General features: G+C 39.3%; 10 protein-coding genes. 7 read left to right on the top strand and 3 right to left on the bottom strand.

Going from position 1 to position 14,798, the window contains the following annotated elements; genetic code table 11:
• Window positions 1-9: 9 nt before the first annotated feature.
• The 3 genes from PN450_RS22995 to PN450_RS22985 all read right to left on the bottom strand — a co-directional run bounded on the left by PN450_RS22995 (window position 10) and on the right by PN450_RS22985 (window position 4,608).
• Entirely contained in the window at window positions 10-1,215 is a 1,206-nt protein-coding gene (locus PN450_RS22995; protein WP_015080050.1) for an ABC transporter permease, read from the bottom strand.
• A gap of 153 nt (window positions 1,216-1,368) precedes the next feature.
• Window positions 1,369-2,691, bottom strand: coding sequence for an efflux RND transporter periplasmic adaptor subunit (locus PN450_RS22990; protein WP_271837670.1), 1,323 nt, complete (start codon window positions 2,689-2,691; stop codon window positions 1,369-1,371).
• 105 nt (window positions 2,692-2,796) lie between these two features.
• Window positions 2,797-4,608, bottom strand: a complete 1,812-nt coding sequence (locus tag PN450_RS22985) for an ABC transporter ATP-binding protein (protein ID WP_271837669.1) — start codon at window positions 4,606-4,608, stop codon at window positions 2,797-2,799.
• A gap of 980 nt (window positions 4,609-5,588) precedes the next feature.
• On the opposite strand from PN450_RS22985, the gene PN450_RS22980 reads away from it, so the two are divergent.
• From PN450_RS22980 to PN450_RS22950, 7 genes are all read left to right on the top strand, one after another.
• Window positions 5,589-5,951 carry a hypothetical protein gene (locus tag PN450_RS22980; RefSeq protein ID WP_271837668.1) on the top strand — a complete coding sequence of 121 codons (363 nt, stop codon included), beginning with the start codon at window positions 5,589-5,591 and terminating at the stop codon, window positions 5,949-5,951.
• A 190-nt stretch (window positions 5,952-6,141) separates the two neighbouring features.
• Window positions 6,142-7,275 (top strand): TOMM precursor leader peptide-binding protein, encoded by a 1,134-nt coding sequence (locus tag PN450_RS22975; RefSeq protein ID WP_271837667.1) that lies wholly within the window; start codon window positions 6,142-6,144, stop codon window positions 7,273-7,275.
• An 11-nt stretch (window positions 7,276-7,286) separates the two neighbouring features.
• On the top strand, window positions 7,287-8,597 hold the full coding sequence (locus tag PN450_RS22970; protein ID WP_148764370.1) for a YcaO-like family protein: 1,311 nt from the start codon (window positions 7,287-7,289) through the stop codon (window positions 8,595-8,597).
• A gap of 395 nt (window positions 8,598-8,992) precedes the next feature.
• A complete protein-coding gene (locus tag PN450_RS22965; RefSeq protein ID WP_213719626.1) occupies window positions 8,993-9,721 on the top strand; it encodes a SagB/ThcOx family dehydrogenase in 729 nt (242 codons plus the stop codon).
• A gap of 283 nt (window positions 9,722-10,004) precedes the next feature.
• On the top strand, window positions 10,005-12,020 hold the full coding sequence (locus PN450_RS22960) for a glycoside hydrolase family 10-like protein (protein WP_271837666.1): 2,016 nt from the start codon (window positions 10,005-10,007) through the stop codon (window positions 12,018-12,020).
• A gap of 351 nt (window positions 12,021-12,371) precedes the next feature.
• Window positions 12,372-12,782, top strand: a complete 411-nt coding sequence (mutT, locus tag PN450_RS22955; protein ID WP_271837664.1) for an 8-oxo-dGTP diphosphatase MutT — start codon at window positions 12,372-12,374, stop codon at window positions 12,780-12,782.
• Window positions 12,783-13,068: 286 nt separating this feature from the next.
• Window positions 13,069-14,556, top strand: coding sequence for a restriction endonuclease-related protein (locus tag PN450_RS22950; protein WP_271837663.1), 1,488 nt, complete (start codon window positions 13,069-13,071; stop codon window positions 14,554-14,556).
• Window positions 14,557-14,798 lie beyond the last annotated feature (242 nt).

The following is a 14,798-nucleotide window of genomic DNA, read 5'->3' as shown; positions in this document are numbered from 1 at the left end:
TCTCAATAATCACCCACTTCTTAGGGCAACAATTGGGTCTAACATTGCTGCTTGTCGGGCCGGAAATACACCAAAAATCAAGCCTATACTCCCGGATATTCCCACGGCGACAACAATCGCATATAGAGGAAATTGAGGAGTCAAAGGCGTGAAGAAGGCTAACGGCATAGTTCCCCCAACTCCTACAATTATGCCTAGCAGACAGCCAGAGAGAGAGAGAATAATTGCCTCAATTAAAAATTGCGCTAAAATATCATTCTGAGTTGCCCCAACTGCCTTACGCAACCCAATTTCTTGAGTACGTTCAGTCACAGAAACTAACATAATATTCATAATACCAATTCCCCCCACTAACAAAGAAATAGCCGCAATTAAAGCTAATAATAATGACAAAACACCAGTTACCTGAACTACCAATTCTTGAAACTTCTTATTAGCAAAAACAGCCACATCTTTTTTCCCATGTAGTCGAGCCAGAATATTAGTAATTTGAAAACCTGCGGCGCGAATACTATCTCTATTTTTGGCAGTCACTAAAATATAACTGAGAGGAATATCAGATATTGATCTGCGTCCCACTAACCTATTAGCAAATGTTGTGAGGGGAACAATAGCAGTTTGATCAGAATTCTCCCCACCAAATGCACCCTTTGATTGCAATAAACCAATCACTTGAAACGATATATTATTAATAAGAACTTCTTGCCCTACAGGATTTTCATCGCCGAAAAGTTTCCGACTAGTTTCTGCACCCAAAACAGTAACTTGAGCCTGTTCTTGCTGTTGTATTTGGTTAAACATTCTGCCAGTGACAAGAGTAAGATTCTGCACAGCAAGCAAATCAAAGGTAGTGCCTTTAACAGTTGTTGATGTTAACTTGTTATTAAAACTAATTGACATTTTTTGCTCATCTATAGGCGCAACTTTGCTCACACTAGGAACTTGAGCTTTAATTGCTTCTGCATCTGATAACACCAATTGAGCATCAGGAAATTTCATGCCTTCATCATCTTCAAAAGTGCTATATACCGTCAGTTGATTTGCTCCAAACGCCTCAAGTTTACCCAACACAAGATTCTGTGCGCCCTGTCCAATCCCAATCATACTAATAACTGAAGCATTGCCAATAATTATTCCCAACATAGTTAATCCGCTACGGAGTTTATTAGCAGCGAGAGTTGCAAAAGCCATATTCACACTTTCCAGCAAATTCATAATTTAAAACGATAAAAAGAGAAATTCACACCAACAGACCTTCAAATAAAAAACACCCAACCACCTAACACAAAAAATCTCTTAAACTCTCATTCCTCCGTGTCCTCTGTGCCTCTGTGGTTCGTTTATTTAAATATTTTTTATTAGAAGTCCCTAAGATCCTGTAATACGATCAATACCATCAATTAATTGATTAGCTGGTGGTTGAATAAAAACTCGTTCACCTTCCGAAAGTCCGCCTAAAATTTGCGTTTTATCACCAGAAGTAATTCCTACCTGTACAGGATGAAATTTTGCTTGATTATCTTTGTCTGGTAACAGTACACCCACCTGCCCTCCCTTTCCAGAAACCACCGCAGCCGAAGGAATAACCAAGGCATTGCGAATATCATTCACTAAAAAAGTTAACTTCACATTTAGCCCTACCTTGAGTTTATCTTGACCCGTTGCCAAAGCAATCTTGACTCGCATAAAAGTGACATTTTCTTCCTTAACTCCTCTAGGAGCAATCAAACGGACTTTCCCTTGAAAAACTTGATCAGGAAAAGCATCAAGGCGAATTTCTACAGGTTGATTTTTCTGAATTTGCGCCATATTCACTTCGGGAACTTTAGCTTCTATTTCCAAACCACTGGATAATTCAGCAATGGAGGCACTAGTTCCCCCTTCATTGGTAGAAACAGAAGTATTTGGAGTTACGAAGTCACCTGCTTGGGCAAAACGTCGGGTAATTAAGCCAGCAAAAGGGGCGCGAATGAAAGTATTTTCTAATTGATTTTCGTAAAATTGTAATTGGGCAGTTGCTTGAGCTACTTCAGCACCAGCTTTGGTAATTTCCTCAGTTTGATAACCGGAAAGGAGTTTTTTCAGTTGTTGTTGAGCAGATATCAGACTAAATTTAGCTTGTTGTAAGTTATCCCTAGCGCTTTTTTCCTCGTTCAAGACGGCATCTAAATCATCATGGGATACTGCTCCTTGAGATGTAGGATATTGCCTGCGCTTGACTCGTTGAGAGGCTAATGCCAAGCGAGATTGAGCTTCCCTCACTTGCGCCGTGTACTTACGCACATCAGCTTGAGCGATCGCAATTTCTTCCGGTCTGTAACCCTTACGCTTTTCTTGTAATTCGGCTTTTGCCTTCCATAACAGCGCTCGATACTGATTCACCTGGGCTTGAAAGGCTTGACGCTCCATTTCTGCGATTAATTGTCCTTTTTGGACAGAACTACCTTCATCTACATAGAGTTTGGCAATTCGACCGGCTTCTCTTGGGCTAATATTAATTTTGCGAACTGGTTGGACAACTCCATTGGTTTTGATTTTAATGTTTAAGTTGCTGGTAGTGACAGGGACTGTCAAATCTGTAATATCATTTTTGCTTGGTTGATACCAATGGCTGAAGTAAGCAATACCCATTCCAGATAAACCAAATGCAGTCAGCCCAATTAGCCAAGGAATCGGATTTTTGATCTTCATAGCTGATGTGTACCTTGCATACTGAGGAATCTAAAACTTTGCGTCTTTGCTCCTTTGCGTCTTTGCGCGAAACATAATTCTGTGCAGCCTCAGATAACATTGGTATTACACCCCATATTGTTCCACTTGCATATTCCATAGGGATGTATATTCTCCTCCCAGTTGTAAAAGTTCTTGATGAGTACCATCCTCAATTAAATGACCATCTTTGAGGACTAAAATCCGGTCAGCCATTCGCACCGAGGCTAATCTGTGGGTAATCAGAATGGTAGTTTTGCCTTCCGCTAGTTCCACAAACCGCAGGTAAAAATCACACTCGCTGCGGGGGTCAAGGGCTGCGGTAGGTTCATCTAAAAGTAGTAATTGGGCTTCTTTGCGAACAAAAGCACGAGCTAGAGCTAATTTTTGCCACTGTCCTCCAGAAAGTTCTGTACCGCCAAACTGTTTACCCAATTGTGTATCTTCCCCACTGGGAAAATCATCAACTAGTTTGACGATATCGGCTTTTTCTACTGCATATCTAAGAATCTCTCGATGTTCTAACGCTGCTAAATTTCCTAATGCAATATTTTCTCCCAAGGTGAGTGCGTAATGGCCAAAGTCTTGAAAAACCCCCGCAATTTGCCGCCGCCACTGTTCTAAATTTAAATCTCTCAGGTCTATCCCATCAACAATAATCCGTCCTGTGGTGGGGTCGTAAAGCCTCGTTAATAGTTTGACTAGAGTGGTTTTACCTGCGCCATTTTCGCCAACTATGGCGACTGTTTGTCCTGGGTAAAGGGTAAAAGAAATGTCCTTGAGTGCTAATCTACCATCTGGATAGTGAAAATCAACTTGCTCAAAAGTAATACCTGCACGAATCGGAGTGGGGATTTTTTCTCCAGGTATGTTCAATACCATGGGGGTAGGACTATCAAGAAAGTTGAAAAACTGCTGCATATAAATAATATTCTCGAACAAATCCAACCAATGACTGACAAATCTTTCTAAACTATTCTGGAAGTAAGTTAATGATTGTACGAACAGAAGTACACTTCCTGGGCTTAACAGTCCTCTAAAAGCTTGCTTGACTACCCAATAGAAAGAAAATCCGTTTCCTAATGTACTCAAAATAGCTAAACTAGATGACCAAAATGCTTGTTTACCTCGCAAATGACCCATGGATTGATGTAAAGATTGAAATGCTTGTCCGTAAAGCTGCATAAAAAATGCACCTAGCTGAAATAATCTAACTTCTTTGGCATAGGTGTCAGTCAGCATTAAAGAGGTGTAATACTGCATTTTTCGGGCTTGAGGACTGTTTTCAAATAAAGTGATCCAAATCTCTCTACCATATTGGGAAGAAACTACTATTTGGGGTATAGTAGCGATCGCAATTACCAATGGTATCCAAAAAGCCAGGGGAATTAATAGCCCAATTACTACGATTAAAGTAATCAATGAGCGACTTAATTCCACCAAGTTCTCAACTAAATTTAAGGGTTTATAGCTAACTTGTTGTTGCAGAATTTGTAACTCATCATAAAATTCAGCATCTTCAAAACGGCTCAAGTCAGCAAAACTATCAGCTTTTCGCATTAATAATAAACTAATATGAGCCGCTAATTTATCATTGAGATTTCCTTGAAGTGCCAATATCCAAGGATAGAGAAGGTTTTCTAATAGCAAAGCTCCCACCCATGCTGCTACCAAATACCACAAAATTGAATCATCTAATGCTTGACCAGTTGTTAAGGCTGTAGCCACAGTATCTACTACCAGTTTGGTAATCCAAACACTAACCCCAGGAAGAAACCCTTGCAATAAAGTCACAGCAATTAAAAACACCATTTCTTGAGGTGCTGCTGTCCATAATAAGGGTAAAGAACGAAATAAAATTCTAGTGTAGTCTCCAGCCCAAACTCTTAAATCGCTCATTAATTAAACCTGAATTCTTATAAAGGGTTAGATAATTCTCTGATTTCCAAAAGTTTGATATTTTCTGAGTAATAACTAGATTTATCACTTGAGAGAGTTTATTTTTCAAGAATCAAATTTTATCCTTTTCCAACTTAACCAGCAATTAGTCGCTGCAAAGTTGATCAGGAATTTTTTCGGATTCTGCTATCTATTACTTTAATATTCTACTTTTGAAAAATTTTGTTCTCCACTTCTTAGGGATGAATATTTCAAAAATTTTCAAATGTCTGTTGTTCAGAATTTTCACGGATATCAAAACAGCCTAGAACCAATATAACCTCGATCATTAAAGGATGATCAGATATTTGATTTGCTATTTTTAGATAAATCCTGAAAAGTAATCAAGTCTGATAACCTTACTAAAGGAGTAATTATAAAGAAATAGAGCTACGCTTTTAAATCGGTCATAAGCATTATTTTAAATTCGCTTTAACTATAAAATTATTCTCTGTTACAAGAATTTTCATTCACTATTAGCACAATTTCATAAATTGATTCCTCCTCTATCAAGAGATAAAATAATACTACTTAAGAAAGAAGAAAATTATCTAGAAAAAGATATTCTTGTAAGAATCGGATAAGCAAACAAAGACATAATTGGCGACTCTGAAAAGAGCAATTTTCATAAAAGACAAGGTTTCACAGAATATAAATCCCATCTGATAGTTCCCCACACTAATCAGAAAGTGGTTTTGCTCTTTTGTGGACTAATACCGCAGGGCGGAATTAAAAATTAACAATTAAAAATTAAAAAAGCAGATTGTATAAGCTTTTCATGAATCTTTAATGGTTAGTTGACTTACGCCGTTGTGGACTAGTGTAATTTTGAAGAATTTGTGAAAACTGGTTGATTGAAAAATATCATTCCAGCTTTTTATCAACTCGAATAGAGATTTGCAAACAGGTTATTAAATTTAAGTTGAAAGGAGTAGGTGACAATGCTTGCAGAAAAAACACTCGACCAACCAATATATGTAGAAATGCGTTTGGTAGATCAAGCAGACAAACTAGAAAGACTTCTGTTGTCTGAGGAGGAAATAGCAGCTTTAGAAAAATTAGCAATGTCGGGAGAATTCGACTCTGAAACGACCCAAAGATGGTTTGCTAATTGCGGTGGCTGTGGTGGCTGCGGCGGCTGTGGTAGACCTTGCGGTGGCTGTGGTAGACCTTGCGGTGGCTGTGGTAGACCTTGTGGTGGTTGTGGTAGACCTTGTGGTGGTTGTGGTAGACCTTGTGGTGGATGTAATGTAACAGTATCAGGTGTGTTGGAAGACATTGATGAGGTTGGATTTGGATACTAATTAACCCTAGAGATAGAAAAGTGACTTAGTAATTTGAGAAACCGAGTTTCTTAGGTTTGAAATCATTAAATTTAGCTAGAAAAATCAACAGAAACCCTGTTGTTACTCAATATTTTCTGTTGACAAAAACAGGGTTTTTAATTTTCTTGATTGCTATTTATAGCAGGATTAAATTTTTGCAATAAAGTCTATGAAATTAAATGATGGTCAGCGGCTCCGACTACTAGAACACGTTGTTATTAACGTGATGCCGGCAGATTGTAGTGGCGAAGAAAGTATGATATTTAATACAACACGACGAACCCTGAGAGTCCAGGGTCAAGCTCTGCATAATGTGGAAAACATTGTTTTACCTTTACTAGACGGCTCTCGAACCATAGGAGAAATCCGCAATGCAATTGGCGAACAATTGACAGATTCTTCCCTAAATCAATGTTTAGAGTTTTTGATGGACAATCGCCTAGTAGAAGAGTCTCTAGAAAGTACAAATGATTTAGATAGTCGTGCTTATTTACTTCCTCAAATCAGCCTTTATCATGAATTAGGCTTTGACCAAAAAGATGCTCGAAAAAACTTAGCCAATGGGAGAATTGCTGTTTTTGGACTGGGAGGTTCGGGACTGATAGCAGCAATTAACCTAGCTACTGCTGGGATTGGTTTTGTCCGTTTGTGTGATGATGCCTGTATCCTGCCGGCGGATTCCCTGATGATGTCAGGTTCGGGATTGAATAAAATTGGCACTTTTCGGAGTGTGGAAGCAGCGCGACAGATTGAGTCCATTGGCGGAATCACCGAGGCTGAGATTGTCACAGATGGTTTAAATGACGACGCAACCATCACTTCTTTGCTGGAGGACGTTGACCTGGTAATTGTCGCTACTGATGCCGTATCTGTGAATCTAGCCTATCGTCTGAACAGACTATGCTTGAAGATGCAGCGCCCATTGCTACCGGGTGGAGCGGCTGGGGTGGAGGGAACTGTCGGTCCGTTGGTTTTTTCCCAGGACAAACCCTGTTATCTATGCTATCGGATGCGGTCTATGGCTTGTTCCAAGTTTCCAGAGGCGGAATTGGCGGTTGAACAGTTGCTCAACCGAGAACGACGTTCTCAACCACGGCTACGGGAAAATTTACCGATAGGTCAGATGTTGGTGGGTAGCTATTTAGCTCTTGAGGCTGTGAAAATGATGCTCGGTTTGGCGATCGCTACTGACGGAAAACTACTACATATAGACTTACTTGGCACAAAACTTACTCATAACGTTGTCCTCAAAAAACCAGGTTGTCCCCATTGTTCAGCCAAGATAGGGAACGGAAAAAGATAGGAGAGAACACAGTGAATACAGCGATTGCAAGTCCCCGTTGGCAAGATCTAGTCAGCCCCCATACTGGCGTTATCCGCTCCTTAGATAGATTCACCAAGCCTTATACAGAGTTCGATTTTCCCGTTTTGTGGCAAGCCGAATTAGCCAATTTTCAGCTTCGTAAACAGTCTGATGATTTACGCTACGGTGTCGGTAGGGGCATGACGGATGAACAAGCCATTTTTGGGGCTGTGGGCGAAGCTATAGAAAGATACTGCGGTGGTATTGTTGATTATCGGCAAATAATTGTTAGTAGCTACGAAGAATTAGGTAATCGTGCCGTCCCTTCGACCGTTTTTTCTCCTTTTTCTGACCAACAATACTCTCACCCAACTTTCCCTTTCCCGGCCTTTAATCCCACAACGCAGACTTCGTGGATGAATGCCCTTTCCTTAACCAGTAAGCAACAGGTTTTAGTTCCAGCCTTCTTGGTTTATTTAGACTGGGGTGGCGACCAACCAGGAGATCATATTTTACCTATTAGTTCTAACGGTATGGCTAGTGGACCATCTTGGGAGTTTGCTGCCTACCGGGGTTTGTGTGAATTAATTGAGCGTGATGCTTTCATTATTACCTGGTTAAATCGCCTCCCTGCCCCACGCATCTATTTTGACCACCTACCAGGAATTGAGACGGAAATTGCTCGCCACTACGCCCGCTTTGGCATTGAGTTAGTCGTCTTCGAGTTAACTACTGATATTCAAGTCCCGGTTTTCATGGCCATGTTAATTGACCGTTCGGGCAAAGGTCCCGCTGTGTCCACTGGTATGGGATGTCATCTTGATGCACCAACGGCTTTCCACAAGGCAGTTTTTGAAGTTTGTCAAGCTCGCTTTGGTGACATAGAACGGATGAAAACTGGCGCTGGGGCTAATCTCCATCAATATAGTGATATTCAGAATTTAGATGATCACAACGCTTTTTTCTACACAACGGCTCGGCTAGGTGAGTTGGATTTTCTATTTCACCATGACCAATCTTGCCAAGTTGAATATTTACCAACTTACGAATCTGAGTCTGAAGCAGAGAATTTGCAATCAGTAGTTGCCAAGTTAAATTCAGTAGGTGTTGAACCTTATGTAGTGGAAATTACTGCCCCTGATATCGCCTCTCTTGGTTTTCGAGTGGTGCGGACTTTAGCCAGTGAAATAGTCCCTATATATTTTGGTTATGGACAAGAACCACTGGGGACTCGGCGGTTATTCGAGGTCCCAGAAAGGTTGGGTTATGGTGGCGGACGGACCGAAAATGACTTAAATCCCTGCCCACATCCTATGGCTTAAAACAGCCGTCAGCGGGTTGTTGATTAAACCCAGAATTAGCTTACTATACTCAAAACGGTTGGGACATGGACTTTTGTAAAATCACGAAAAACCTAGTAGTCTGTCAAATTTATTTTGACGGGTTTTTGGTAGTGCGGGCATCTTGCCCGCGTAAGCAAGACGCTCCCACTACAGGACTATTGCCCGCGTAAACAAGACGCTCCCACTACAGGACTATTGCCCGTGCAAGCGAGACGCTCACACTACAGTCCGTCATTTTTGGATTGACAGACTACTAGATTTGTAGGGGTTTAGCAATGCTAAACCCCTACCCGCTTAAATCAAATAATCAAGCCGTGTTGAGTATAGTTGAATGCTGATAGGTGATAGTTTGTTAAAACGAGGAAATTAGCACAATGCACACAGCCAATGAACCTCTGGAGTTAGCTCTTCTCTATCATTTAAACTCTCCAGTCCCTAAAAGTTATGTTAAGCGGGTTCCGGCGACTGAACTGCGATATCTGCCAGAAGCTCCTTTTCTGGAATTGCCAAAAGCACCACGTGATAACCCGCTGTCTGAGCTTTTAGCGCGACGTACTTCTGTGCGATCATTTGAGCGTCAGGTAATGCCACTTGTCTCCTTAGCTCAACTGCTCGACTCAGGATGTGGACTCAACGGACTGCGGGAAGTGGATGGTCAATGCTATGAGGCTCGTAACTCTCCTTCTGCGGGGGGACTTTATCCTCTGGAGGTGTTCGTATCCACACAAGCGGTAGCAGGTTTGGTTAGCGGACTATATCACTATGAACCTCGCGGACACGGGTTACATTGGGTGAATGATGCCGTCCCAACAGATTTTGTAGAACCATTATTGCAGCAGGATTACATTCTCAATGCCAATGCTCTGTTTGTATTCACATCGGTTTTTATGCGCTCAATGGGCAAATATGGGGCGCGGGGCTACCGCTTTGCTCTTTTAGAAGCTGGTCATCAAGCCGAAAATATCTGCTTAATGGCTGGGCAATTGGGACTGGATAGTCTTTGTATTGGTGGATTTGATGATATGAGTTTAAACGCTATGTTGGGTATTGATGGAGAACGTCATGCTGCTCTTTATTGTGTTGCTGTTGGGAGGAAGGGATAATTTTTTTAGGCTTCGCCCCGCTTCGCTAACACGCAGAGTCTCAGAGGCTCAGAGAGGAGGAGTTTGAGGAATTTTTCTTTACTGTCATTAGGGACTTCCAAATAAAAAAATGTCCCAAAACTAACGCAAAAACCCTCTCTATTTCTTCTCTCTCTGTGTTCTCTGTGCCTCTGTGGTTCGTTTGTTCATTTATTTATTGGGATAATTTATTTCCCGGAAGTCCCTTAGCAGCTATGACTTAAATATTGCTAAATTAACAAAGGATGCAACTATCTCATTCAATATGGTATCTAGTTCTATAAGATTCTCGGATATTCAAGGTCATTGGTCCCAAGGGTTTATTGAAGCTTTAGCAGCACGGCGAATTCTCAGCGGGTATTCTGATGGAACTTATCGCCCTAATAACCCTGTGACTCGTGCTGAATTTGCAGCTATTATCGCCGCAATTTTTTCCCTGCCTGTCAAACGGGAATATGTACCTTTTGTAGATGTTCCCCAGACGCATTGGGCGATAAACGCGATTAAAAAGGTCTATGAAACTGGATTTTTAACGGGTTATCCAAATCGGCGGTTTGGGATAGATGAAGGTATTGCTAGAGGTGATGCTTTAGTAGCAATGGTCAATGGCTTAGAACTTGCTGGTCAAGTTGACCTAGATTTAGTAAGTAAACTAGCAGAAATTTATCAAGATGGATCTTTAATTCCTTACTATGGGATTAATCAAGTCGCGTTAGCAACTCGTGCTGGTTGGGTAGTTAGTTATCCGAACAGAAAAATACTTAATTACAAAAAAGCCGCTACTCGTGCAGAAATCGCAGTAATGGTTTATCAGGCTTTAGTATATTTAGGAAAAGCGGAAAAAATCCCGACTGATTATATTGTTGTTCCTCCAACCATCCCTAAACCTACCACTGCTCATACTGTTAAGCTAAATCATCGGCGGGAATTTCGGGGGGCTTGGGTTGCGTCTGTATGGAATAGTGATTGGCCTTCTCGACCGGGACTGGCTGTGGAACAGCAAAAAGCGGAATTATTAGCGATTATTAAACAGTTACAAGCTTTGAATTTCAATGCTTTAGTTTTGCAGGTAAGACCAGAAGGTGATGCTTTATATGCTTCGGAATTAGAACCTTGGAGTGCTTGGATAACGGGAACTCAGGGAAAAGCCCCATCACCATTTTATGATCCTTTGGAGTTTGCGATCGCCGAATGTCATCAACGCAATATTGAATTACACGCTTGGTTTAATCCTTATCGTGCTAGAGCAAATAGTCGAGTTTCTACCGTTCGTCCCCACATTGCAGTTACAAACCCCGAAGTTGTTTATCAATGGGGTACTCAACAATGGATGGACCCCGGTGCAAAAATCGTTCAGGACAGAGCATACAACGTCATTATTGATGTTGTCCGTCGTTATGATTTAGATGCTATTCATTTAGATGATTATTTTTACCCCTATCCCATATCTGGTCAACCTTTTCCTGATCATAAAACCTACGCAGCATATCAAACCAGTGGGGGTAAACTAAATATAGAAGATTGGCGACGCGAAAACGTCAATCAAATGGTATTGCGACTTTCTCAAGGAATTAAAGCCACCAAACCTCATGTAAAGTTTGGAATTAGTCCCTTTGGTATTTATCGTTCTGGAGAACCTGGGGGAATTGTCGGTTTAGATGCCTACAGTGTCCTCTATGCAGATTCTAAAAAATGGTTACAGCAAGGCTGGATAGATTATATTGCTCCTCAACTCTACTGGCGTACTGACCAAACCAAACAAGCCTATCAAACTTTACTGCAATGGTGGACCGAAATCAATACTAAACAGCGTCACATCTATGCAGGTAATAATCTCGGACAATTAGATGGTAAGGAATGGAAAAATAGCGAAATTGCCAAGCAAATTCAGATTTCTCGGAATTTAGCAGGTAATTTGTCTTTAGGTAATATCTTTTTTAGTATGACTGGCATTCGGGAAAATCGCCAAGGCATCGCTGACCAATTTAAAACCTATTATCCCACACCTGCCTTAATTCCCACTATGTCATGGCAAAGTTCCATTACGCCACCACCTCCCAAAAACCTCAAGTTTATGGATGGTAAATTAAACTGGGAACCAGGAGATGATCAACTTGTGCGTTCTTGGACTCTGTATTTGCAAAATAGCAATAATTGGCTAATTCAACGCATTTTATCCGCTGGTACTACCTTTGCGACAGTTATACCAGGAACTTATGCAGTCTGTGCTGTGGATAGATTAGGGAATGAAAGTGCAGGTATGATGATTACCGTAACTTGATAATTAGCAAGTTGGGTTTTCTCCTGTCAACCCAACTACTTTTTAACTTATGGTTTTTCCCAAAACCTATAAGTTTTTTCAATCAGATTTTCAAAAAAAAGCGCATTCCTCTATATTGTCAATAATCTTGAGAATATTCTCAATAATTGCCCCTAAAAACGTTCATTTCAGGACTTGATATTCTCAACTATTTTTTTTACAATAATTTTGATTATGATCCAAGGGTTATTTTTTATTTAATTTATTAATACATCAAACACCCTCTTAGCAAAATTCTCAAAATAAATATGAACTCGGTAGATATATAATTAGTCTACTGAGTTTTTTTATTTATTGGTACTGAGTAATTATATGAATGAAAGTAGTTCTTCTATTCCTCATAAAATTATTGGTGTTGCTGTTATTTGGAATGACCAAAAACAGATTTTAATTGATAGACGACTTCCTACTGGGACAATGGGTGGTTTATGGGAATTTCCAGGGGGAAAAATTGAAATTGGTGAAACTATTCAAGAATGTATTAAACGAGAAATTTCGGAAGAGTTGGGTATAGAAATTGTAGTTGGAGAACATCTGATTACTATTGACCACACTTATGCTCATTTGCGGGTGACTTTGATAGTTCATCATTCTCAACATTTAGCGGGTGTTCCTCAAGCCATAGAATGTGATGAAATTCGCTGGGTAAGTTTGGATGAATTGGATAATTTTACTTTTCCAGAAGCGAATGGGGAAATTATTGCGGCTTTGAGGAAAAGGTGAAAACAATAATTAATGAGTTATGTCCATACATACTAATTATCTCAACCCAAAAAACCTAATATTCCAGATAAATCTATATTAGTCGCGTTTGATGTTTAATTATTTTTTAAGAAATGTATAAAACAATACTTTTAACCATAATATTAGGTAAAGGGAATTTGGGACATCGAATTGGTGTTGCATTTCCAGAGAAGTTGGATAAGATACAAAATTTTACAAGTATTTAGCTTGATATTTGTATTTACATCATTTAGTGTAAACAGTATAAACTGTAAACTAATGATAAATGCTAGACACAGTTCGTCAGTGGCAAGGTACAGCAGAATCACTAACAGAAGAACTTAACCATCAAATTAAGGAACTGAAGCTATCTGTAGAAGTTCCAGCAGTGAGAACTGTAAGGTTATGGAGAAGTAAAAATATCTTTTCCCAACCTCAAAAACAAAGGTTTGGTTTTCGACAAATCTTAGAAGGTTTAGCGACTGTACTATTACTAAAAAAAGGTTGGACATTAGCAGCGATTTCACAAGTATTACCTTCCTTATCTGATATAAATTTAGAACGGCAAATTTTAGCAGAATCCGAAGATCAAAAAATAAGTTGGCTACCTGAAAGTTTAGTTAAAAATCATCGTCAACAGCTAGACATGGCGGAAAATGCCGTAACCTTATTAGCACAGGGAATTATTCGTCTTTATACCCAACTTTTATCAGGTGAAAAGATTGTTAAACAGAATGATAGTCTTCCTTATGAATTACATCAAGCAATGTGTAAACTCGGACGTTTATATATTGAAAATGGACAAACAGATCAAGCTGCTTCTGTGCATCAAGTCTTAGATTTAGCTCGGTTTCCTCTTAAACATGAACAATGGAATTTAGCGATTTTTCAACAACCTGAATTTTCTCATCGAGATGTTATTCTCATTGATTCTCAAATGTGTGTTCCTACGGCTGACTGTGGTGAAATTGCCCGTCATTATGGTGGTTTTGGAGAAAATAATCTCATTGAACATCGTCTTTATGAACAATTATGTCAAGCTACAGAAAAATTAGGTACGCGTCGTCAACATCTAGCTTATACAGCAATTCGAGAATTATTAGGACGGTTTTCATTAATAGGAGAACATCAATTAATTGTTTATTTAGAAGCACATAATCTTACCCCATTGCAGAGAGTAATTTTAGATTTTTTTACGTCAATTCCTGATATTTGGCTAATTAAAAATTTAGCTCATCGTTGTGATTATTGTGGTACGTTAATGCGTCCTCATCCTCACAAAAATAAATACCCTGATGGTCAATGTCCAATTTGGCAATGTCAAGGTAATTTAGAACCCAAGATAAGAGAAAAATTAGACCCAAACCAAGATCGTTTATTAGTTGCAAGACCGCAAATTTTGACATATTGGACTGCTCCAGCAATTGATGAATTAGCTATTTATGATATAGCAAAACAAGAAGGATTAGAAGTAGAGCTTTATCCTAATTCTGATTTATGTGATATTGCTATTAATGATCGTTTAATTGGGATAGATGCAAAATCTTATAGTAGTCCTGTTGCTTTAGCAGCTAAACTTAATCATAGTATTGGTGGTTTAATTCATTATCGTCATCGAATTATTGCTATTAGCGATCACTTAATTATAGATAATCCTTATTATCTTGATATTCTCAGAGAACAATTAGAATCAGAAAATCCTCAATCAACTCTGGAAATTATGTCAGTTTCAGAAATTATCCAAAAATTAAAAGAGAGATATTATGAGAATTAAACAAGAGATTTTTACAGGTATCAACCGTATTTGTTGGTTATGCGTTTTCATGGAAGAATTTATGGGCATTAAAAGTTTAAAAAACGCTCCTTTAATTCTTTCAACCTGAGTTCGATGTAAGAAAACCAGCTAAAAATGAGTATTCAAAAGGGTTAGAGGCTTTTCTGGAAAGAGCCTATATTCTCAATAAACATTAATTATTGAGAATTAATAGGAAACCAGCCTAGATTTAAGTAAATTTT

Origin of the sequence: Dolichospermum lemmermannii CS-548, from assembly GCF_028330815.1 — a bacterium.
GTDB lineage: Bacteria > Cyanobacteriota > Cyanobacteriia > Cyanobacteriales > Nostocaceae > Dolichospermum > Dolichospermum lemmermannii.
The sequence above is the reverse complement of the archived record's forward strand: the minus strand, read 5'-3'. Positions and strand labels throughout refer to the sequence as shown.

Bases quoted from the DNA above. Each gene is read 5' to 3' on its own strand.
- PN450_RS22995 (WP_015080050.1), bottom strand. From the start codon at position 1,215: ATGAATTTGCTGGAAAGTGTGAATATGGCTTTTGCAACTCTCGCTGCT.
- PN450_RS22965 (WP_213719626.1), top strand. From the start codon at position 8,993: ATGCACACAGCCAATGAACCTCTGGAGTTAGCTCTTCTCTATCATTTA.
- PN450_RS22985 (WP_271837669.1), bottom strand. From the start codon at position 4,608: ATGAGCGATTTAAGAGTTTGGGCTGGAGACTACACTAGAATTTTATTT.
- PN450_RS22950 (WP_271837663.1), top strand. From the start codon at position 13,069: ATGCTAGACACAGTTCGTCAGTGGCAAGGTACAGCAGAATCACTAACA.
- mutT (WP_271837664.1), top strand. From the start codon at position 12,372: ATGAATGAAAGTAGTTCTTCTATTCCTCATAAAATTATTGGTGTTGCT.
- PN450_RS22975 (WP_271837667.1), top strand. From the start codon at position 6,142: ATGAAATTAAATGATGGTCAGCGGCTCCGACTACTAGAACACGTTGTT.
- PN450_RS22980 (WP_271837668.1), top strand. From the start codon at position 5,589: ATGCTTGCAGAAAAAACACTCGACCAACCAATATATGTAGAAATGCGT.
- PN450_RS22960 (WP_271837666.1), top strand. From the start codon at position 10,005: ATGGTATCTAGTTCTATAAGATTCTCGGATATTCAAGGTCATTGGTCC.
- PN450_RS22990 (WP_271837670.1), bottom strand. From the start codon at position 2,691: ATGAAGATCAAAAATCCGATTCCTTGGCTAATTGGGCTGACTGCATTT.